This window comes from Blautia sp. NSJ-140 (assembly GCF_022868965.1).
GTDB lineage: Bacteria > Bacillota > Clostridia > Lachnospirales > Lachnospiraceae > Blautia_A.
Genome location: NZ_JALIFS010000013.1, coordinates 82,802 through 104,139, shown reverse-complemented (window position 1 = coordinate 104,139; position 21,338 = coordinate 82,802). Strand labels below are relative to the sequence as shown.

The window sequence follows — 21,338 nt, the reverse complement described above, 5'->3', positions numbered from 1 at the left end:
GCAAAAAAGGCACTGAAAACAATGGATTATCGGTTTTTCAGTGCCTTTTCCTTGAGTAAAAAGAAAAAAATATAATAAATTTAAGTTTTGCTAAGTTTCACTAAGCTCTACTCGCTTGATTTCCGCCACTGTTTCGACGGTTCCCGTTTACCACAATCATCACAGGTCTGTGGCCAGTTGATTTTCCATTCAAAATATTCATCTCTGGTAATCGCACCAGATGTCAGTTCTTCTTTTCTAAGTGTCCATTCTTTTAGAAAATCATTGAGAATCCCATAATTAAACCACATACCAATAGGCGGATGAGCAGGCCAACTATCAGAATCATGGTAGCGGATAGCGGTATCGCCACTGGAATTTGATTTTTCGCTTGGATAAGTCTCTAATTGAAAGAGATTAATCATGCCAGGATTAAATTCGTCAATCCAGAACAGGATTTCCATCAGTTCAGAAGCATTCATCGTAGTTGGCTCATGCAGTGTCAGTGGATTCACATCCAAAATCTTAGCCATTTCAGTAACCAGATCTTTACGGGGAACCCGGTAATTAGTTTCATATTGGGCAAGGCGGTTTGCACCTTTATCGCCCCAGCCAAGAGCTGCACCGAGTTCTGCCTGTGTCATATTCCGGAATGTCCGGATTTTTTTTATTTTATCACCAATTGTCATATCAGATTTCCTGCTTTCTATTTGATAATTCCATTTTACTATCAAAATCTCAGAATGTAAACAGAAACATTCGCAACTAAGCGAATAAAATGCTTGACATTAACATTAAAGCGAACTATAATAACAGAACAGTAAAGTTCGCATTAAAGCGAAAGTAAAAGCTGAAATGTAAATATTTTGTGAATTATCGCAAAAGCAGGTTGGTAAATCGCTTCTGTCAGGCTTTATTAGTGAAAGGATTTTTTAAAATTCCAAAAATCGAATAACATTTTACCCTCGCAGGGCTGTATAGATGAGGGGATATTTAAAATCCTTCTTGTACCTTGAAAATTGAATGAGCTGTACACCATATTTTCCTTTATAGAAAATGTAGCTAACACAGATGCCAAGATCCATAGCTTTTTATGGGGAGCGTTGAAGATACTCCGGAAACGGTCGGTATGTTTGGAAAGAAGCTGCTGACATTCAGAATAATTCTGATAGAGGTTGATTGTAACATTGACAGCAGGTGTATGAATGGAAGCCAACACGCCGAACGGAATGGAAAATCATCGTAAGAAGTCTAAACAAAAAGTAGAGTGTACTGACAACGGGCATAACCGCTGTCTGGGAGGTGATGCAGAAGAATACGAAGGAAAGGAGGTATGTGCATCATGAGAAAAACAACAGAGTATAAGGCTGAGAACCGTCTGACGGTAGATATTGAAGGATTAATGGCAATGTTATCCTGCGGAGAAGTAACTGCAAAGAAAATTGCAGATTATGCAGAAGCAAGAGTGATTATTGGAAGACGTGTTCTTTATAACGTGGATAAGATAAAAAAATATCTTGATGCAATGGCAGTGTAATGAAAGATGAGAAGATAAAATACAACAACTTTCCTTCGGAATGAAAAGTAAAAAAGGGAAAATATTCCTGTAAAACAGGCAAATAAAAATTAGCATTTTGCAGGAATTTACCCTTGGAAATCATAAAATATTATGTTAATCTGTGAGCAGATATCAGACAGTAAATGACTGATACCGACAGGACAAAAATCATTCCGAATAACGAAAAATGAAGTGAAAGGAATGATGATATGGCAAGAAAAGATAATAAAGGCAGAAATTTAAAAACAGGTGAATACCAGCGTCCGGATGGACGTTATGAGTATCGCTACAAGGATGAAATTACCGGAAAGCGTAATTCGGTTTATGCAGCTGATCTGGCGAGTCTGCGAGAAATGGAAAAGAAGATCAATAAGGATATGGATGATCTGCTTATTACAGACGCCTCAGTCAAGAAGCTGACCGTAAATACGTTGTTTGAGCGATACATGGCAACAAAGAATATCAAGGAAAGAACGAAAAAGAATTATATTCGTATGTGGGACTATCGGATACGAAATACTTTGGGAAACATTCGTGTTGTGGATTTTAAGACATCTCACATAAGGACGTTCTTTTCCGCATTGTCAGATGAAGGACTGGCACACAGTACAATCAAAGGCCTTTATGGCTTATTGAATCCCAGTTTTGAACTGGCAGTGGAAGATGGGATTATCCGTAAGAATCCGGTAACTGGAACACTTGGAGATTATGGGGCTCCGGCAAAAGAGAAAGAAGCACTGACATTGGAACAGCAGGAAAAACTTCTGAAGTTTGTTGAACAGAGTAATGTGTATAAGCCTCATCTTCCAATGATGCAGGTTATGTTTGGGGCTTGCCTGAGAGTGAGTGAAACCATTGGATTAACCTGGTCAGATGTGGATATGAAGAATCGGGAGATCCATGTAGGTGGACAGCTTGTATATTATGAAGGTGATGAAGGATATTGTTTTCATGATTCAGAAACCAAAACGGATGCAGGAATCAGAGACATTCCTATGACACAGATGGTATATGATGCGTTCCGTAAACAGAGAGAGCTGAACTTGATGCTTGGTTTGCAGAGTAATGTAGAGATCGGTGGACGCAGTGGATTCATCTTCAATACAAAGCATGGACGTCCAATCATGCCGGCGGGAGTGAACAGCTTTCTGAAAAATATTGTCAATGCCTATAATAAGAAAGAAAGCAAACTGGCAGAAGAAGAGAAGCGAGAGCCGGAACTGATGCCTCCCATTTCATCGCATACTCTTCGTCATACGGGATGTACCAGACTGGGTGAGAACAATGTCAATCCCAAAGTTATGCAGTATGTGATGGGCCATTCAGATGCACAGATCACAATGAATGTCTACAATCATATTGCAGAGAAGTCTCATGTGGAGAACGAGATGTCTAAAATGAACTTGCCAGAAACCGTACCTGCTGTGGTATAAACCATAAGTCGTTGTCGTAAAATGTGGTAAGAAAATCAGACGAATATATTTTTCCAAGAATTTGTGGTAAAAATGTGGTCAAATCAAGAAAAACGAGTGCGAAAGCAAGTGAAAAATCCCTGTGAAGCCCGTAAAATCAAGGCTTCACAAAATCTTCACAAAATAATTAGCACTCACCTCTTGACAGTGCTAACAAATCGTGTTATATTTCTCCTAGAACAAGAAAAAAGCTACAGCATTTCCGAAACGAAAGTGCCGGAAGTGCTTTTTCAGGAATAGGAGGAAAGCCTATGAATATCAGTAAATTTACACAGAAATCCGTACAGGCTGTCCAGGATCTTGAGAAGGTTGCTTATGAATATGGCAATCAGGAGATCGAAGAGGAACACCTTCTGTATACTTTACTTACACAGGAAGACAGCCTGATTCTCAAATTGATCGAGAAGATGGAGATTCAGAAGGAATATTTTGTTGACACTGTTAAGAAAGCTCTGAATGCGAAGGTTAAGGTTCAGGGCGGAGAACTTCGCTTTGGTCAGTATCTGAACAAGGCACTGGTCAGTGCGGAGGATGAAGCCAAGGCTATGGGAGATGAGTATGTTTCTGTAGAGCATCTGTTTCTTTCCATGCTGAGATACCAAAGCCCAAGCATGAAGAAGATCTTTGAGGAGTTTGGAATCACCAGAGAGCGTTTCCTTCAGGCATTATCTACAGTCAGAGGAAACCAGAGAGTTGTCAGTGACAACCCGGAGGCAACCTATGATACCTTGAATAAATACGGTGAGGATCTTGTGGATAAGGCGAAGAACCAGAAGCTTGATCCGGTGATCGGCCGTGATATGGAGATCCGGAATATTATCCGTATCCTTTCCCGTAAGACTAAGAACAACCCGGTTCTCATCGGTGAGCCTGGCGTTGGTAAAACAGCAGCCATTGAGGGACTGGCACAGCGTATTGTGGCAGGAGATGTACCGGAAGGTCTTAAGAATAAGAAGATTTTTGCCTTGGATATGGGTGCGCTGGTTGCAGGTGCCAAGTATCGTGGCGAGTTTGAGGAACGTCTGAAAGCAGTACTTGAGGAAGTGAAGAAGAGCGAAGGACAGATCATTCTGTTTATCGATGAGCTTCATCTGATTGTGGGTGCAGGTAAGACAGACGGCGCCATGGACGCAGGAAACATGCTGAAGCCTATGCTTGCCAGAGGTGAGCTGCACTGTATCGGTGCAACAACTCTGGATGAGTACCGACAGTACATTGAGAAGGATGCTGCACTTGCTCGTCGTTTCCAGCCGGTTATGGTAAATGAGCCGACAGTGGAAGATACCATTTCCATTCTCCGTGGCCTGAAGGAAAGATATGAGGTATTCCACGGTGTTAAGATCACAGACAGTGCCCTGGTTGCCGCTGCCACACTTTCACACAGATACATTACAGACCGTTTTCTTCCGGATAAAGCCATCGACCTTGTTGATGAGGCCTGTGCGCTGATCAAGACGGAACTGGATTCCATGCCGACAGAGCTGGATGAGCAGAGACGTAAGATCATGCAGCTGGAGATTGAGGAGTCTGCCCTGAAGAAAGAAACTGACAACTTAAGTAAAGAGCGTCTGGCTGATCTGCAGAAAGAACTTGCAGAGCTGAGAGATACTTTTAATACCCAGAAAGCTCAGTGGGATAATGAGAAGCATTCCGTAGAGAAGCTCCAGAAATTACGTGAGCAGATTGAGGATATCAATAAACAGATCCAGAAAGCAAAACAGAATTACGATCTGGAGAAAGCAGCTGAGCTGCAGTACGGCGAGCTGCCGAAGCTTCAGCAGCAGCTGGAGGTTGAGGAGAAGCAGGTTAAAGAGAGTGACAGAAGCCTGGTACATGAGGCTGTCACAGATGATGAGATTGCCCGTATCATTTCCAGATGGACCGGTATTCCGGTAACCAAGCTGACAGAAGGTGAGAGAACCAAGCTGCTGGGCCTTGAGGATGAGCTGCACAAACGTGTAGTAGGACAGGATGAGGGTGTTCGTCTTGTAACAGATGCGATCCTTCGTTCCAAAGCCGGAATCAAGGACCCCACAAAGCCGATCGGTTCCTTCCTGTTCCTCGGACCAACCGGTGTTGGTAAAACAGAGCTTGCCAAGACTCTGGCTGCCACATTGTTTGACGATGAACAGAATATGGTCCGTATTGATATGAGTGAGTACATGGAGAAATATTCTGTGTCCCGTCTGATCGGAGCGCCTCCAGGATATGTTGGATATGAGGAAGGTGGACAGCTGACAGAGGCCGTTCGAAGAAAACCGTACAGTGTTGTTCTTTTTGATGAGATCGAGAAGGCTCACCCGGATGTATTCAATGTACTTCTGCAGGTACTGGACGATGGACGTATCACGGATTCACAGGGACGTACGGTTGATTTTAAGAACACAATCCTGATCATGACTTCCAACATTGGTTCTCCATACCTTCTTGACGGTATCGACGAGAAGGGAGATATCAAACCGGAAGCACAGGAACAGGTTATGAATGATCTTCGTGGTCACTTCCGTCCGGAATTTCTGAACCGTCTGGATGAGATCATCATGTTCAAGCCGCTGACCAAGGATAATGTAGGTAAGATCGTAGATCTTATGGTCAAGGAGCTCAGCGACCGTCTGGCCGACCAGGAGCTTTCTCTGGAACTTACAGATGCTGCCAAACAGATGGTAGTGGATAACGGTTATGATCCGGTTTACGGCGCACGTCCTCTGAAGCGTTATCTCCAGAATTATGTTGAGACACTGACAGCCAAGAAGATCCTTTCCGGTGATGTACATGCCGGAGATACCATTGTGCTGGATGTGAGGGACGGAGAGTTTACTGTCAGCACGAAGTAAAAAATAACTCCATAAATTTATGATAGATTGACAAGGAAAAGAACTGTCGGTTCTGATGGGAATCCATTTCAGGATGAAAATCAGAACCAGGCAGTTTTTTTCTGGACAGGGAATGGGATATTTTTATCAGATACTGAAGAAATAAAAAATCCTGAAAAATCTGCTCTGGCTCTTGACAAAAAATAAAATTGGTAAGATAGTAAATCTGATATTTCAGATCAGGCAGCTCTCCAGCAGCATCTGGGATATTGGATAAATATCAGATAAAAGGATGGAAACAGATTATGATACCAAAGGACCCGGTAATGCTTTTAAGTTACGTAAATACACAGCTGCGGGATTTTTACAGATCCCTGGATGCCTTCTGCGAGGACAGAGGACTTAACCGGAAAGAACTGGAGGATAAGCTTGATATAATCGATTATGCTTATGATTCGGCTGTGAACCAGTTTGTATAAGAAAATCAGGAACAGAAAGAAGTACCCGTTTCGAATAAAAAAATGAAGCGGGTATTTTTTTGCGAAAAAACAGCAGAAAATAAATTAGTTTGACAAATTAATTAATAGATTTCAGTTGGGAATTAAAGAAGCTATAAATCTTAAAAAAGTGTAAAATCCACAAAAACCAGTTGCATTTTTTGTGCAGATGTATATCATATATAGTTAGCCGACTAATTAAAAGGAAATGGCCACTGCTTCGTGTATCATTAACAGGGAGCAGGTGTCTGATCGGATGAGAGAGGAGTGACAGCATGTTTTGTAAGGAGGAAGATGAGAAAGAAAAGCAGAGCAGTTTTTTATCTCTGTTTATGAAGGTAGACCGTCATTTTATGACGAAATGCTTTAGTCAGATGCAGGAGCTTGGGATTTATCCGGGACAGATCCCGGTTCTGGGGCTTGTGTCCGGACGGGATGGCCTGAGTCAGCGGGAAATTGCAAAGATCCTGCATATCAAGCCGCCTACGGTAAATGTATCGATACAGAGACTGGAGAAAGCAGGCTTTCTTTATAAGAAACCGGATGAAAAGGACCAGCGTGTGACCAGGATCTACATGACAGAAAAGGGAAAGGAAATCAAGGCAAAAGCACTGGAACGGATCCATAAAAATGAGGCTGTAATGATGGAAGGCTTCAGTGAGGCGGAACAGTGCCTGCTTCGGAGATTTCTGGAGCAGATCCTTGTAAATATCGAAAAGATCCAGCCGGAGGAAGCCATAGAAAAGCTTCAGCCGGATGAAATGACAGAAAGGAAGGAACAGAAACGTGATTAAACTGATGAAATATCTGAAACGATCTGCAGGTTACATCGTACTCATCATTGCGCTTCTTTTTCTTCAGGCATACTGTGATCTGTCCCTGCCGAATTACACATCCAATATCATTAATGTGGGAATTCAGCAGAACGGTATTGAAGACAGTGTTCCTGAGAAGATCAGAAAGACGTCCATGGACAGTCTGAAGCTGTTTATGGAAGAGGATGATGCGAAAACTGTGGATGGATTTTATGAGGAAGAGGGAGATGATCTGGTATTAAAGGATAAAATCTCCAAAAAAGACAGAGAAGAACTCAACGATATCTTTGGCAAACCGATGGTGATCGTTTCTACTCTGACGTCCGACAATGAAGAATCAAAGGCAGCTCTTGCAAAAATGGGAATCCCGGAAGGGACTGATCCGCTGGCGGCTCTTTCTCAGATGCCTGCAGAGGCTCTGGCTGCTATGAAGGAGCAGGTCGGAGAAAAGATCGACAAGATGCAGGAATCCATCATCACACAGGCAGGTGTTTCCTATGTTCGTGCAGAATATGAAGCTATGGGTGAAGATGTGGACGCCATACAGATGGATTACATGAAGTCAACAGGTATCAGCATGGTGCTTATGGCATTTGTCACTATGATGGCTGCAGTATGTGTGGTATTTCTTTCATCCAGAGTTGCGGCATCTTTCGGACATGATCTCCGAGGGCTGGTTTATAACAAAGTCATAGGTTTTTCCAGCAGAGAGTACCATAAGTTTTCAACAGCGTCCCTGATCACACGATGCACGAACGATATCCAGCAGATCCAGCAGGTAATGGCTATGATGTTCCGTATCGTGCTTTACGCGCCGATCCTTGGAATCGGTGGTGTGATCCGCGTGCTTCAGAGAGATTCCTCCATGACATGGATCCTTGGGGTGGCCATTGTACTGATCATGGCATTTATGGGACTGCTGTTCAGGATCGCAATGCCGAAATTTACAGCTTTGCAGACCATGGTAGATAAGCTGAACCTGGTAACAAGAGAAATCCTTACCGGTATTCCGGTTATCCGTGCATTCAGCCGGGAGAAACACGAGGAGGAGCGTTTTGAGGATGCAAATATCACTCTGACGAAGACAAACCTCTTTGTAAACCGTTGTATGACATTTATGATGCCGGTGATGATGCTGATCATGAACGCAGTTTCTGTACTGACTATCTACAGCGGTTCCTATGCGGTAGACAGCGGAAGCATGCAGGTTGGTGATGTTATGGCGTTTATCCAGTATGCAATGCAGATCATCATGTCATTTTTGATGATCACAGCAATGTCTATCATGCTGCCGAGAGCAAATGTATCTGCACGCCGTATCAACGAGGTACTCGAGACAGAAGTCAGTGTCCAGGATCCGGAGGATCCGGTACAGCCTTCCCAGGATGTGAAGGGTACTGTAGAATTTGATCATGTAAGCTTCGCATATCCGGAGGCAGGAGAGAATGTTATCACAGACATTTCTTTCAAGGCAGAAAAAGGTGAGACAGTAGCAATCATCGGAAGTACAGGAAGCGGTAAGAGTACACTGATCAATCTGATCCCGCGTTTCTATGATGCAACAGAAGGATCTGTGAAAGTGGATGGCGTGGATGTCCGGGAAATGACACAGAAGGATGTCCGTGACAGGATCGGTTACGTTCCGCAGAAGGGTGTACTTTTCTCAGGAACCATTGATTCCAATATCCGTTACGGAAAGACAGAGATTTCGGAAGATGCAGTGAAAAAAGCAGCAGGGGTTGCACAGGCTACGGAATTTATCGACACCAAGCCGGAGCGATATAAGACTCCGATCGCACAGGGGGGAAGCAATGTTTCCGGTGGACAGAAGCAGAGGCTTTCCATCGCCAGAGCTATCGCAAAAGATCCGGAGATATTTATCTTTGATGACAGCTTTTCCGCACTGGATTTCAAAACAGACAGCACACTTCGAAAAGCGCTGAAAGAACATACAAAAGAAGCAACAACCATTATCGTGGCACAGCGTATCAGTACGATCTTAAATGCAGATAAGATCCTTGTACTGGACGATGGACATATGGCAGGGATCGGAAGCCATAAGGAGCTGATGAAGTCCTGCGAGGTATATCGCCAGATTGCCATGAGTCAGTTATCAGAGGAGGAATTGGCATGAGTCAGCAGAGAAGAAGAGGCCCGATGGGCGGACACGGAATGCAGCCAACAGAGAAGGCCAAGGACTTCAAAGGCTCCATGAAAAAGCTCTTTGGCTATATGGGCAGATATAAATTCCGTTTTATCCTGATGTTTATCTTTGCAGTGGCAGGTACAGCGTTTAATATTGCAGGCCCGAAGATACTTGGAAAAGCTACCACAGAGCTGTTCAATGGTCTGGTTGCCAAGGTAAACGGCACAGGCGGTATTGATTTCGGTAAGATCGGAATGATCCTTTTGTGGACTTTGGGACTGTATGTGGCAAGTGCATGTTTTTCCCTGATCCAGGGCTTTGTCATGACGGGGATTTCAAATGATGTCACATACAATCTCCGAAAGGATATTTCAAAGAAGATCAACCGTCTGCCAATGAATTATTTTGAAAGCAGAACAAACGGTGAGATCCTTTCTAGGGTGACAAATGATGTGGATACCCTGCAGATGAGCATTAATCAGAGTATGACACAGCTGATCACATCCGTAACAACACTGATCGGTGTATTTATCATGATGCTTTCCATCAACGTGTGGATGACACTGGCAGCAGTGCTGATCCTGCCGGTTTCCATGTTTATCATTAATAAAGTAATGAAACATTCCCAGAAATATTTTCAGGCACAGCAGGAGTATCTGGGAAAAGTAAATGGTCAGGTGGAAGAGAATTTCGGCGGCCATGATGTGGTAAGAGTATTCAACAAAGAGCAGGATGTGCTGAAGGAATTTGAGCATGACAACCAGAAGCTTTATGAATCTGCATGGAAGTCACAGTTCTTTTCTGGAATGATGATGCCGATCATGCAGTTTGTGGGAAATCTGGGATATGTGATGGTGGCACTTCTCGGAGGGATTTTTGCCATCAAAGGAACTATCGAGGTTGGAGATATCCAGTCTTTCTTCCAGTACATCCGTAACTTTACACAGCCGATCCAGCAGATCGCCCAGGTTACAAACCTTCTGCAGTCCTCGGCGGCAGCTTCTGAGCGGGTATTTGAATTTCTTGAGGAGCCGGAGGAAGAGCTTCAGCCGGAGAACCCGGATTCCATTGAGGGACTGGAAGGAAATGTACAGTTTGAGCATGTGAAATTCGGTTATAATCCGGATAAGATCATTGTAAATGATTTTTCCGCAGATGTGCATGACGGTCAGAAGATCGCCATTGTAGGACCTACAGGCGCAGGAAAAACGACGATCGTAAAGCTGCTGATGCGTTTTTATGATGTAAATGACGGAAGCATCAAGGTTGACGGACATGATATCCGGAACTTCAACCGCAGCAATCTCCGTGAGATGTTCGGAATGGTGCTGCAGGACACCTGGCTGTTTTCCGGAACCATTATGGAAAACATCCGCTACGGAAGACTGGACGCAACGGATGAAGAGGTGATCGCAGCAGCAAAAGCGGCCCATATCCACAACTTTATCATGCAGCAGCCTGGCGGCTATCAGATGGTCCTGGATGAGGAAACCAGCAATGTTTCTCAGGGGCAGAAACAGCTGCTTACCATTGCAAGAGCGATCCTGGCAGACAATAAGATCCTGATTCTGGATGAGGCCACATCTTCCGTTGATACAAGAACGGAAATGCAGATCCAGAAAGCTATGGATAACCTGATGAAGGGCAGAACCAGCTTTGTTATCGCCCACAGACTTTCTACCATTAAGGATGCAGATCTGATCCTGGTGATGAAGGACGGAGATATCATTGAGCAGGGAAATCATGAAGAGCTGCTGGCACGGAAGGGATTTTATGCGGATCTGTATAACAGTCAGTTTGAGAAAAAAGAGGCTCAGGCATAAGATAACCTGAGTATTGGGCAGGATTACAGCACCGGAAATGTACTTCCATCCGAAAAACGGATCGGCCACGTTTCCGGTGCTTTTTTTGCGGATTTTTTTCAGGTTAATGTGGTGAATAAATATTGTATAATTCATATAAAAATGATGGGAATAATAATATAAATTATATGAAAATAGCACAAAATCGTAAGAAAGTACAGTCTGTTCGGAAGAATAAAGAGGAATTCCATGATTCATACAGTATAATAGGATATATCGAGTGTGTGGAAAAACTACAAACTGGAAAATGCGGAATGTTAAAGAGAAGAGAGGTATTTTTATTATGAAACAGAAAGCAATGGATATGAAACTTGTAGTAAAACCGTTGGTTGGATGTCTGACACATACACATTTCTGGGAGGGACCATGTCGTGCCGGACATAAAGAGGATATGACTGTTGAAGCTGAGACAAAAGCAGCTGATGAGGCATTCAAAAATTCAGTTAAGGGATTACAAGGGGTTATTGATGAGGTAGAATTCACGGAGCCTGTGGATGTCCGCTATAATGAGTCTTTTGTTGTAGATAAAGACCTTTTTGCAAAAATCGGAGAGGATGTTGATGAGATCGATTGCTTCCTCTGCATGGGATGGAGAATTCCTAAGCTTGAGCGTTTCGGAAAGCCGGTCGTTATCTGGCAGAACGGAAACGAAGGAATTGATTTTGCAGCATACTGCCGTTCCATCGGAGTAGAGGCATATGTATGTATGGATCTTCAGGATGTGAATGAGATCATGCATATTCTCTGGGTAAGAAAAGCAGTTCGCAATACAAGGGCGCTTGTACTGACAGCAGGATCTCAGCCTACATTCGGAATTCAGAGTCTGATCCGCGATCCGGAGATCCTTCGTCAGCGTTACGGAGTTGAAGTGGTGAAGCTTCCATTTACATCCATTTTCAAATATATGGATGAGATCACAGATGAGGAAGCAAAGCCGATTGCAGATAAGATCATTGCTGGATCTACTGATACACAGGTAAACACAGACTGGTTTATCAATGACGTGAAATATTATCTGGCTGCCAAAAAGATGATGGATATTTATGACTGCAACGCTTTCTCAACCGCATGTCATGAGCTCTGTACAACAGAAATCCCGCAGAACCGTAAATTCACACCATGTATGTGTCATTCCATCATGAAAGACGAGGGAATTCCAAGCGGATGTGAGGAAGACCTTAACGCATTGATGGCCATGCTGATCATGCAGTATGCCGGAAAACGTCCGGCATTCATGGGTAACCCGAACCACGAGACAGACGAGCTTCTCCGCATCCACCATGCAGTACCGGCTCTTCAGATGAACGGTTATGGAACAAAACCGCTGGCATACAAACTCTGGGCATTCACAGGCCAGGGATTCGGTGGAAAACTGCAGGTTGACTTCACAGAGAACGATGATGATTATATCACACTTGGACGTTTCAATCCGGCAGGCGATACCATGTGCATCAAGAAAGGCAAGGTTATCCGTTCTGAATATGCAGATACATACTGCAGTCCGTTCTACTACATCCAGATGGACGATGCAAGAGAATTCATGCACAATCTTGCAGGATTCGGACATCATCAGGTGCTGATCTTCGGTGATTACACAAAGATGATCAAGAAGATTGCAAAAATTATGAACTTCAATATTCTGGAAGGATGATTGGATGATATATCTGAACAACGGGGCAACTTCCTGGCCGAAGCCCCCTGCTGTTTTGGAAGCTGTGCAGGCGTGCCTTAGCGGCACGCCTGCTTCGCAGTTCCGGGGCGGCAGCTCGATCATGAAAAAAGATGTGGAAGTACTTTGCCGGGAAAAACTGGGACAGCTCCTTGGAATCAGGGAAACAGAGAGAATATTTTTTACATCAGGGGCAACAGAAAGCATGAATACAGTCCTTGGGGGGCTGGACTACGGTGAAAAAGGCAGTAGCATCCTGGTAACGCAGACAGAGCATAACAGTGTGCTACGTCCGGTATATAATCTGGAACAGCTGAGAGAACATCCGGTGCTGGTAGTGAAGTGTATGATAAACGGGACAGTGACGGAAGAAGCCCTGGAAACAGCAGTACGACCGGACAGCCGTGTGCTGATCGTGAACCACTGTTCCAACGTGACAGGCTGTGTGCAGGATATGGAGATGATCCGGGAATTTGTAAAGAGACATGGACTGATCCTGATCGTGGATGTGTCGCAGAGTGCTGGCTGTATCCCTGTTGATGCAGATAAATGGGAAGCAGATGCGCTTATTTTTACAGGCCACAAAAGTCTGATGGGAATTCAGGGAACCGGCGGATTTTATGTCAGGAGCGGAATTGAGCTGAAGCCTCTGAAATATGGGGGAACCGGAAGAAACAGCGCACAGCTTACCTACGAGAACAAAGATTATGAGTATGAGGTAGGAACTCAGAACATGCCGGGAATCACAGGACTTCTGGCTGGGGCGGAGTTTATTGAGCAGACAGGACTTGCGGCAATTATGGAAAAAGAAGCTCGTCTAATGGAAATGCTTTATTGTGGTCTGGAACAGATAGAGGGTGTAAGGAGCTACGGAAACCATGACGTATGCAGAGGACCTGTGATGAGCCTGAATTTTCAGGGACTGAAAGCTTCGGATGCCGCGTATATTCTGGAAAGCGGATATGGGATCATTGTCCGTTCAGGGCTTCACTGTTCGCCATTGATCCATAAGGCAATGGGAACAGAAGAGGGCGGAACTGTGAGAGTAAGTGTTTCGTGGTTTACGGAGGAGAAGGATATAAAGGAATTTTTAGGAGCTGCGAAGGAAATAGCAGCATCTGTGGCACGGAATATTTAGCAGGCAAGTTACAGAGCAAATTTATACGGATGTATTACGAAGAACGATCACAGGAATCAGTCATATAGGGCAGACAGTAGATCCACGGGAAATCTGCCTGTAAAGGAAAGGGGAATACACGATTATGAAAATAATAGGAAAACAGCCTTCCAGGGAAAAATGTGCAGAATCCGGCTGGTTTGCCTGGGATTATCTTCTGGATGAACCGGTAGAGCGGGAATTCATTCTGAAGCTGAGACCATTGGGTGGATTCACATATCTTGATATGCTGAAACAGCCGTTTTTTAAGATTGACAGCGATTACTATATGATAAAAGGAATTCAGGGTAATGATTATTTCCGCATTGCTGTCCATGGGAAGCACGAAGATCAGCTGGAAGAGTTAGAACGAACTATCACAGATTGCATGGAAAAATAATATCTGCTATAATATTGTGAGCGTAAGAAGACACTGGAAAAGCTGCCGGTCCTGCCGGAAACAGCTGATGCGATGACAGTGTCTGCGTTTACAGGAGGCAGAATTTGCGATTAGAGAGAGACAACATACCCCTTGACAAAGAATTTCCTTTTCAGATTTCAGAGGTGGAACTGACACCGGAGAACAGTCGGCCTGGAAGTTATCACTGGCACAGCTATTTCGAGATCACCTGTGTGTTGGGGGGCAAGGGAAATTATTTTGTAAACGGGCAGGAATATACAATGGAAGAAGATGACATCATCATCTTCAATAATGTGGAGCCTCATGGATGGAAGCTGATCGGTGGAGACATGAAGCTTCTTGTGATGATCTTTTCACCGGAATTCGTGGCCGAAAAGCTGAGTATTTTTGATACGGAATATCTGAAGCCTTTTGTTGAGAGAGGAAGTAATTTTAAGAACCGTATCGGCAGGGAAGAAGAGGTAAGCGGAGAGATCCGTTCCAGTATCTGGGAGATCTATCACGAATGGCAGCAGAAAAAAGAAGGCTATCCGCTGATGATCAAGGCGAATGTACTTCGCATCCTTACCATGCTGATCCGGGCTTATCAGGATGAGAGCAAGTCAGGGGAAATGCTCCGTGAGAAGAAAAATGCAATGAAGCGTCTTGAGCAGGCTTTTAATTACATAGATGATCATTACTGTGAGAAGATCACTCTGGAAGAAGTTGCTTCTTCCGTATATATGAGTTCCAACTATTTTTCTTCTTATTTCCGTAAGGTGACAAATATCAGTTTCAGCGATTATGTCACAAGGATGAGGATCAACCATGCGCGTGAGCTTCTTCGGGAAACAGATAAAAATGTTACGGAAATCGCCATGGAATGCGGATTTAATAATATTTCCAATTTTTACAGACTTTACAAAAAACACGTGGGGAAACCGCCGAAAGATGAGAAGCAGAAGAAACAGTAAAAATAGTTAAAATTCATGAGCGGATAAGTCATAGACGGAAATCAGGCTTCGATGTTAGGATAAAAGTAAGAAATTTTGTCCTGATATCGGAGCTTTTTTATTAGAAAGGCTCCGATATCAGAAACGGAATATTAATGTCTGATTTACCGGACAGATAAGGAGAAGGGAAATTATGGTTAAAACAGATAGCTATGTACAGTTTGAAGCTGGAAAGCTGACATACCGGGTGGTTCCGGTGACAGAGGAGATCATCCGCATGATCGTTTCCGGAAAAGAGATCAAAGAGGCACAGGACTCCCTGATCATTGAGAAAAAAGAATATCCTGAGGTTGATTTTTCAGCAGAGGAAAATGCAGGAAGTATCATTGTGAAAACTGTGAAAGTTTGTGCAGAGATCAACACTGCATCCGGTGATATCATCTGGAAGCATGCAGACGGAAGCAAGTGGCTTTCCCAGAAGAAACCGGAACTGACTGAAACAGATGTGATCCACTATAATACAGGCGATGAGGAGCCGATCATCAACCGTGTAAAGACAGTTGACGGTGAGAGGAATTTTATCCAGAATCTGAAAGCTGAGAAAGTAAGAACAGCATATCGTGGAAAACTGTTCTTCACATGGAAAGAGGATGAGGAAATCCATGGGCTTGGCCAGGCAGAGGAAGGTATTTACAATTACAGAGGTCACTGCCAGTACTTATATCAGCATAACATGCGTATCCCGATGCCGGTTTTGGTTTCCACAGAAGGATATGGAATTCTTGTTGACTGCTGTTCACTTATGACTTTTAATGATGATCTGAAAGATTCCTATCTGTTTCTGGATACTGTAGATCAGATCGATTATTATTTTATGGGCGGTCATACTATGGATGAGATCATCCATGATTACCGTTATCTTACAGGCAAGGCGCAGATGCTGCCGAAATGGGCTTATGGCTATGTACAGTCCAAAGAGCAGTATTACACGGCAAAAGAGCTTCTTGAGATTGTTCGCCACTACCGTAAGATCGGGGTTCCGCTTGACTGTGTGGTACAGGACTGGAATACCTGGGATCCTGGAAACTGGGGCGAGAAGATCCTGGATCAGAAGCGTTACGGAGATATGAAAGAATGTGCGGAGGAAATCCACAAACTGAATGCCCATACCATGGTTTCCGTATGGCCGAATATGAATGCAGGCGGCAAGAACCATACAGAGTTTTTTAAGACTGGTCATCTTCTTTATGATTATGCGACTTATGATGCTTTTAATGAAGAAGCGAGAGAAATGTACTGGAAACAGGCACAGGAAGGACTTTTTGACCAGGGCTTTGATTCCTGGTGGTGCGATTCCACAGAACCGTTTTCCGGTCCTGACTGGAGTGGTGCAGCAAAAAGAGAGCCATGGGAAAGATATGAGCTTGTCGGCGGTGAGCACAAGAAATATCTGGATCCTGCTGTTGCCAATGCTTTTGCACTGATGCATGCAAAGGGAATTTATGAGAATCAGAGAAAAACTACAGAAGAGAAACGAGTTCTTAACCTGACACGTTCCGGCTATGCTTCCGGCCAGAAATATTCTGCAATGCTGTGGTCAGGCGATACCTGTGCATCCTGGGATAATCTTAAGACACAGATCGTGGAAGGCCTGAATATGGGACTGAGTGGATATCCATACTGGACACTGGATATCGGCGCTTTCTTTACAGTTGCTGATAAGTGGCAGAACCGTGGATGCGGCTGCAACACAGATCCGGAGCCGAAATGGTTCTGGCAGGGCAAATATAACGAAGGTGTGAAGGATAAAGGATACTGTGAGCTGTATACAAGATGGCTGGAGATGGGAACCTTCCTTCCGATGTTCCGTTCCCATGGAACTGATACACCAAGAGAAATCTGGAACTTTGGTGAAAAAGGAACCATGTTCTATGATGCCATCGAGAAGTTTATCAAGCTCCGTTATCATCTGATGCCGTATATTTATTCCCTTGCAGGTGCTGTACATTTTAATGATTATACGATTATGAGAAGCCTTCTCTTTGACTTCCCGGAGGATAAAGAAGCACGCAAGGTTGAGAATGAGTTTATGTTCGGACCGTCCCTTCTGATCTGTGCTGTTACAGAGCCGATGTATTACGGACCGGAGAGTACTGAGCTCCATAGAGAGAAAACATGGAAATGCTATCTCCCGGCAGGTACGAAATGGTACGATTACTGGACAAACAAGGAGTATGAAGGCGGCCAGTACGTAACCGTAGATGCTCCGATCGACCGGATGCCGATCTTTGTAAAAGCAGGAAGTATCCTTCCTGTTGCAGAGGGACTTGTATATGCTTCCCAGAAACCTGAGGAGTCGGTGAAACTTATGGTATATCCAGGTGAAAACTGCAAGTTCACTATTTATGAGGATGAGGGAAATAACTACAATTTTGAAAACGGTGCTTATGCAACAACAGAGCTTACCTGGGATGATAAAACAGGAACTCTGACTGTTGGCGGGCGTCAGGGAAGTTATCCGGGAATGGAAGAAGTTTCCTATGTGACTGAAGTTGTAAAATAAATAAGCGATAATAAGGAAAGACTGTCTGAAAAGGTGCCTGGCATCTCTTTGGGCAGCCTTTTTTTACTCTATACATCGTGACGGCTTTCGGGTATAATTCTGTAATAAGGCATTTTTATGCCTGAGAAAAAACAACAGAAACGGGAGGATTTTACCATGATCATAACAACAACGCCATCTGTAGAGGGAAGAGCAATCCGTGAATATAAAGGAATCGCATTCGGAGAAGTGATCACAGGAGTAAATTTCATGAAAGATCTTGGAGCAGGTCTTCGGAATTTCTTTGGCGGCAGAAGCGCCGGTTATGAGGAAGAACTTCAGAAAGCCAGAGGAGAAGCCCTGGCAGAGCTGGAGCAGCGTGCAGGTGCAATGGGAGCTAATGCAGTGATCGGTGTGGATATTGACTACGAAGTGCTTGGTGCAGATAATGGAATGCTGATGGTAACAGCAAGTGGAACTGCTGTAGTGGTGGATTAAGGCTTATGGCAGCGGTAAAAAACGGACGTGAATACCTTTCACATGTGACAGAGACATTGAAGCACAGGATCGCACAGCTGGATGAATCCATAGAGGTCGGGCAGAAAGAAATCGAAGGTATGCATGAGTACTACTGGGAAAACTATACAGAGATGGACCAGTACGGATATGAGAATTTTGATAACCAGCAGGCACTTCTCCATGAGATCAATGCCAGCAATGAGAAGATCGAACTGCGTCGGAGATTCAGGAAGATGATGGATTCACCGTTTTTCGGAAGGGTGGATTTCTGCTATGAAGGAGAAGATGAGCCGGAGATATTTTATATCGGAATTGCGAACCTGGCTGAGGAGAACGGCGGACTTCCGTTGATCTATGACTGGAGAGCACCTGTGTCCGGACTGTTCTATGATTTTGACAAGGGACCGGCTTCCTACCAGGCTCCGCTTGGCGAGATCCACGGGGATATTGCTGCCAAGTGGCAGTACAAGATCCGCGGTGGAAAAATGATCTATGAGTTTGAGAGTGATGTGAAGATTGACGATGAGATCCTGAAGGCAGAGCTTGGAAGCAACGGTGATGTACAGCTGAAGAATATTATCCGCACGATCCAGAAGGAGCAGAATGCGATCATCCGAAACACTTCGGATCGTATCATGGTGATCCAGGGAGCAGCAGGAAGCGGAAAGACTTCCATTGCCCTTCACAGGATCGCTTATCTCCTGTATCATGACAGGAAAAATCTGAAATCTTCTTCTGTGCTGGTGCTTTCACCGAATGGGGTGTTCTCGGACTATATTTCCCATATCCTGCCGGAGCTTGGCGAGGAGAATATCCGGGAGATGAGCTTTGACCTTTTTGCATACAAGAGACTGAAAAATGTTGTTTCTGACTGTGAAGACAGATATGATCTGATCGAGCGTCAGATTGCAGGATTATGCGATGAAAAGCTTCTGAAAGAGAAACTGTCACGGGATTTTCTGGATCGTATGGAAGGATATCTGGTGGAGCTTGAGGACAGCCTTATGAACTTCCGTGATGTGGAACACAGAGGCGTGGTCAAAAAAGAGCAGGAGATCATAGAGCTTTTTTACTTTAAATTCATGGATATCCCGCTGCTTTCCAGAATGGATGCAGTAGCAGAATATTTCATTGATGAGGTGGAGACTCTTAAGGGATTCGATCTTCCGGATGAGGAAAGGGAGGCTGTGAAGAACCGTTTCTACAGGATGTATGAGACAAGAGATCTCTATGTGCTGTACAACCGTTTCCTGAGACAGGAGGGTTTTCCTTCTCTTCCACAGGTTCAGTATGAAAAAAGAAAGCTGCGCTATGAGGATGTGTATCCGGTTTTGTATCTGAAATATCGGCTGGAAACTCAGCAGGAGGATTCCGGTGTGCGCCATCTGATCGTGGATGAGATGCAGGATTATTCCATGATCCAGTATCTGATCATTCAGAGACTCTTTAAATGCAGGATGACTATTCTTGGGGACAGAGAACAGACTATGGACGGCGAGCAACAGGATGTGCTGACATTTCTGCCTAAGATCTTCGGAAAAGATATACGCAGGATCGTGATGAACAAGAGCTACCGTAATACTGTTGAGATTGCGTCTTATGCCAATAAACTGGCGGGAATTACGGAAGTGGAGCTTTTTGAACGTCATGGAAAACCTGTTGTGGAAAAAGAATTTCCGGGGCTTGAGGAGGCACTGGAGAGCGTAGTGAGAGAGCTGCGGCTTGAGAAGCAGGCAGTCATAGCTGAGAATGCAGATGAAGGTGTTGAAGATATTATTTCATATGAAACAGCAGCAGTGATCGCAAGAACTGCAGATGAAGCAAGGGAAACTTACTACATTCTGAAGGAGAAGCTGGAAGCAGAAGGCTTTGATACCAAGGAGCGTTTGTCCCTTCTTCACAGAGACAGCACAAACTTCCAAAAAGGCCTGACTGTCACAACATTCTACATGGCAAAGGGTCTGGAGTTTGATCAGGTATTTTCTGTATTTCCTGGGGAAGACCGAAGTCCGATCGTGGAGCGGGCGAGATATATTGCGGCGACGAGAGCTCTTCATGAATTGTATATGTATGAAGTTGTGAAATAAAATATAAAAAGTCATTTCAGAAGCCGGATGCTTTGGGAACAGAGCATAACCGGACGTCGTGAAATGACTTTTTTGTTTATATATACCTGGAAAATTTATTAACTGATCTGCTGGCTCTCTCCCTCATCTTTATATTCCAGAGGGCTTTTCCCTGTATGTTTCTTAAAGATCCTGCTGAAATATCCCTGGTCGTGATAGCCGCACATTTCACCGATCTGTTTTACAGAAAGGGAAGGCTCATGGATCAGCAGCTTCTGTGCATGGCTCATCCGGAGATTGATCAGATATTTGGTAGGGGTGCAGTCATAGACCTGACAGAAGATTTTGGTCAGGTAGCTGGGACTGTAGTTCATGGTTCCTGCAATCAGGTTCAGGTTGATATCCTCTGCATAATTCTGTACCATGAAGTTCTTGAGAAGCTCTGCAATCTGTCCCGGTGACATGCAGGAAGCACCTGGGGCGAATACGGTTTCGTAGTCATCACGTTTGATCTGAAGTTCCTGTTTGATCTTAAGGAGAACATTTTGGAGTTCGTCCGGATCTACAGGCTTCAGAAGGTAATCAGAAACCTTCAGCGTGATGGCTTTTTTTGCATATTTAAAATCAGAAAATCCGCTGGTGATCACAAATTTCGTAAAGGGAAACTGATCACGGATCCTGGTGAGCAGGGTGATTCCGTCCATGACGGGCATCTTGATATCCGTAAATACCACATCCGGGCTCATCTGTTCCACCAGCGAGAGGGCCTGTGCACCTGTCTGTGCTGTGCCGATCACCTGAAAATCAGGATCTGCTTTTTCAATCTTATGTACCAGATTATTCAGAAGAAGTTCTTCATCTTCTGCCACAATAACAGTATAGTTCATAGTA

At 44.2% G+C, this 21,338-nt stretch carries 17 protein-coding genes; 15 read left to right on the top strand and 2 right to left on the bottom strand.

The window, feature by feature from the left end; genetic code table 11:
* Positions 1-107: 107 nt before the first annotated feature.
* Complete coding sequence (locus MUB50_RS14295; protein WP_055220286.1) at positions 108-668, bottom strand: helix-turn-helix domain-containing protein; 561 nt, start codon at positions 666-668, stop codon at positions 108-110.
* 516 nt (positions 669-1,184) lie between these two features.
* On the opposite strand from MUB50_RS14295, the gene MUB50_RS14290 reads away from it, so the two are divergent.
* The 15 genes from MUB50_RS14290 (at position 1,185) to MUB50_RS14220 (ending at position 20,468) form a co-directional block, all read left to right on the top strand.
* The gene (locus MUB50_RS14290; protein WP_156339411.1) at positions 1,185-1,325 is read left to right on the top strand and encodes a hypothetical protein; all 141 of its coding nucleotides are present in this window, start codon (positions 1,185-1,187) and stop codon (positions 1,323-1,325) included.
* A complete protein-coding gene (locus MUB50_RS14285) occupies positions 1,322-1,516 on the top strand; it encodes a hypothetical protein (RefSeq protein WP_026649299.1) in 195 nt (64 codons plus the stop codon). The genes MUB50_RS14290 and MUB50_RS14285 overlap by 4 nt, the downstream gene beginning before the upstream one ends.
* A 230-nt stretch (positions 1,517-1,746) precedes the next feature.
* On the top strand, positions 1,747-2,970 hold the full coding sequence (locus MUB50_RS14280; RefSeq protein ID WP_055220288.1) for a tyrosine-type recombinase/integrase: 1,224 nt from the start codon (positions 1,747-1,749) through the stop codon (positions 2,968-2,970).
* Positions 2,971-3,260: 290 nt separating this feature from the next.
* Complete coding sequence (clpB, locus tag MUB50_RS14275; RefSeq protein WP_118626103.1) at positions 3,261-5,843, top strand: ATP-dependent chaperone ClpB; 2,583 nt, start codon at positions 3,261-3,263, stop codon at positions 5,841-5,843.
* Between the two features lie 284 nt (positions 5,844-6,127).
* The gene (locus MUB50_RS14270) at positions 6,128-6,301 is read left to right on the top strand and encodes a DUF4250 domain-containing protein (protein WP_118626179.1); all 174 of its coding nucleotides are present in this window, start codon (positions 6,128-6,130) and stop codon (positions 6,299-6,301) included.
* A 293-nt stretch (positions 6,302-6,594) separates the two neighbouring features.
* A complete protein-coding gene (locus tag MUB50_RS14265) occupies positions 6,595-7,113 on the top strand; it encodes a MarR family winged helix-turn-helix transcriptional regulator (protein WP_227573847.1) in 519 nt (172 codons plus the stop codon).
* Positions 7,106-9,268, top strand: coding sequence for an ABC transporter ATP-binding protein (locus MUB50_RS14260; protein WP_118626105.1), 2,163 nt, complete (start codon positions 7,106-7,108; stop codon positions 9,266-9,268). Before MUB50_RS14265 ends, MUB50_RS14260 begins: the two co-directional genes overlap by 8 nt.
* Positions 9,265-11,103 carry an ABC transporter ATP-binding protein gene (locus tag MUB50_RS14255; protein ID WP_118626107.1) on the top strand — a complete coding sequence of 613 codons (1,839 nt, stop codon included), beginning with the start codon at positions 9,265-9,267 and terminating at the stop codon, positions 11,101-11,103. The genes MUB50_RS14260 and MUB50_RS14255 overlap by 4 nt, the downstream gene beginning before the upstream one ends.
* A 322-nt stretch (positions 11,104-11,425) precedes the next feature.
* The gene (locus MUB50_RS14250) at positions 11,426-12,793 is read left to right on the top strand and encodes a hypothetical protein (protein ID WP_092068733.1); all 1,368 of its coding nucleotides are present in this window, start codon (positions 11,426-11,428) and stop codon (positions 12,791-12,793) included.
* Between the two features lie 4 nt (positions 12,794-12,797).
* Positions 12,798-13,949, top strand: coding sequence for an aminotransferase class V-fold PLP-dependent enzyme (locus tag MUB50_RS14245; protein ID WP_118626109.1), 1,152 nt, complete (start codon positions 12,798-12,800; stop codon positions 13,947-13,949).
* A 124-nt stretch (positions 13,950-14,073) separates the two neighbouring features.
* Positions 14,074-14,367, top strand: a complete 294-nt coding sequence (locus MUB50_RS14240) for a hypothetical protein (RefSeq protein ID WP_110103239.1) — start codon at positions 14,074-14,076, stop codon at positions 14,365-14,367.
* Positions 14,368-14,471: 104 nt separating this feature from the next.
* A complete protein-coding gene (locus MUB50_RS14235; RefSeq protein WP_092068404.1) occupies positions 14,472-15,341 on the top strand; it encodes an AraC family transcriptional regulator in 870 nt (289 codons plus the stop codon).
* Between the two features lie 172 nt (positions 15,342-15,513).
* Entirely contained in the window at positions 15,514-17,883 is a 2,370-nt protein-coding gene (locus MUB50_RS14230) for a glycoside hydrolase family 31 protein (RefSeq protein WP_244791451.1), read from the top strand.
* A gap of 156 nt (positions 17,884-18,039) precedes the next feature.
* A complete protein-coding gene (locus MUB50_RS14225; RefSeq protein ID WP_015527228.1) occupies positions 18,040-18,360 on the top strand; it encodes a putative heavy metal-binding protein in 321 nt (106 codons plus the stop codon).
* 5 nt (positions 18,361-18,365) lie between these two features.
* The gene (locus MUB50_RS14220) at positions 18,366-20,468 is read left to right on the top strand and encodes a HelD family protein (RefSeq protein WP_118514259.1); all 2,103 of its coding nucleotides are present in this window, start codon (positions 18,366-18,368) and stop codon (positions 20,466-20,468) included.
* 98 nt (positions 20,469-20,566) lie between these two features.
* Here MUB50_RS14220 and MUB50_RS14215 read toward each other — a convergent pair whose 3' ends face one another.
* Positions 20,567-21,334, bottom strand: a complete 768-nt coding sequence (locus tag MUB50_RS14215) for a response regulator transcription factor (protein WP_118368961.1) — start codon at positions 21,332-21,334, stop codon at positions 20,567-20,569.
* Positions 21,335-21,338: the final 4 nt, after the last annotated feature.

Coding starts and splice junctions, on each gene's coding strand:
- clpB (WP_118626103.1), top strand. CDS start 3,261: ATGAATATCAGTAAATTTACACAGAAATCCGTACAGGCTGTCCAGGAT.
- MUB50_RS14240 (WP_110103239.1), top strand. CDS start 14,074: ATGAAAATAATAGGAAAACAGCCTTCCAGGGAAAAATGTGCAGAATCC.
- MUB50_RS14280 (WP_055220288.1), top strand. CDS start 1,747: ATGGCAAGAAAAGATAATAAAGGCAGAAATTTAAAAACAGGTGAATAC.
- MUB50_RS14265 (WP_227573847.1), top strand. CDS start 6,595: ATGTTTTGTAAGGAGGAAGATGAGAAAGAAAAGCAGAGCAGTTTTTTA.
- MUB50_RS14290 (WP_156339411.1), top strand. CDS start 1,185: ATGGAAGCCAACACGCCGAACGGAATGGAAAATCATCGTAAGAAGTCT.
- MUB50_RS14225 (WP_015527228.1), top strand. CDS start 18,040: ATGATCATAACAACAACGCCATCTGTAGAGGGAAGAGCAATCCGTGAA.
- MUB50_RS14285 (WP_026649299.1), top strand. CDS start 1,322: ATGAGAAAAACAACAGAGTATAAGGCTGAGAACCGTCTGACGGTAGAT.
- MUB50_RS14220 (WP_118514259.1), top strand. CDS start 18,366: ATGGCAGCGGTAAAAAACGGACGTGAATACCTTTCACATGTGACAGAG.
- MUB50_RS14250 (WP_092068733.1), top strand. CDS start 11,426: ATGAAACAGAAAGCAATGGATATGAAACTTGTAGTAAAACCGTTGGTT.
- MUB50_RS14215 (WP_118368961.1), bottom strand. CDS start 21,334: ATGAACTATACTGTTATTGTGGCAGAAGATGAAGAACTTCTTCTGAAT.
- MUB50_RS14255 (WP_118626107.1), top strand. CDS start 9,265: ATGAGTCAGCAGAGAAGAAGAGGCCCGATGGGCGGACACGGAATGCAG.
- MUB50_RS14295 (WP_055220286.1), bottom strand. CDS start 668: ATGACAATTGGTGATAAAATAAAAAAAATCCGGACATTCCGGAATATG.
- MUB50_RS14245 (WP_118626109.1), top strand. CDS start 12,798: ATGATATATCTGAACAACGGGGCAACTTCCTGGCCGAAGCCCCCTGCT.
- MUB50_RS14270 (WP_118626179.1), top strand. CDS start 6,128: ATGATACCAAAGGACCCGGTAATGCTTTTAAGTTACGTAAATACACAG.
- MUB50_RS14230 (WP_244791451.1), top strand. CDS start 15,514: ATGGTTAAAACAGATAGCTATGTACAGTTTGAAGCTGGAAAGCTGACA.